Origin of the sequence: Pseudomonas brassicacearum (genome assembly GCF_003732265.1) — a bacterium.
Lineage (GTDB): Bacteria > Pseudomonadota > Gammaproteobacteria > Pseudomonadales > Pseudomonadaceae > Aquipseudomonas > Aquipseudomonas brassicacearum_D.
On the sequence record NZ_MOBK01000158.1, the window covers coordinates 1 to 570 of the forward strand.

Here is a 570-nt window from a genome sequence, read left to right on the forward strand (position 1 = left end):
AATTCGGCCGGCAGTGCTTCACCGCCGGAGAAGACCCGGCGCAGGCTGGTGCATTCGGCTCTCAGCGGTCGTCAATGAACAGCGAAAGCAGCGGCGGGACAAAGTGCAACGTGGTCACGCCATGTTCTTGAACCAGTTGGGCGATGCGATGCGGATCGCGGTGTTCACCGGGACCTGCAATCAGCAGACGCGCACCGGTGATCAACGGCCAGAAGCACTCCCACACCGACACGTCGAAACTGATCGGCGCCTTTTGCATCAGCACATCGGTTTCGTTGAGCGCGTAAGCGTTCTGCATCCATTGCAGACGTTCGGCCAGTGCCGCATGGGTGTTGCCGACACCTTTCGGTTGGCCGGTGGAACCCGAGGTGTAAATCACGTAAGCGAGGTTGTCGCCGTGCAGGTGCAGGCCCGGTGCCTGGCTCGGCCAGTTTTCCAGGTGCAGCGCGTCCATGGCGATCACGCTGACGCCATCGCTGGCCGGCAAACGCTCGAGCAATTCGGTCTGGGTCAGGAGCAATTCGACGCCGCTGTCGCTGAGCATGTAGGCCAGACGATCCGCCGGGTAAT

Annotated in this window: 1 pseudogene; it reads right to left on the reverse strand. The window is 61.6% G+C overall.

Features of this window, described 5'->3' with window-relative positions:
- A pseudogene (locus tag BK660_RS30565) lies at positions 1-570 on the reverse strand (AMP-binding protein); the annotation flags it as partial.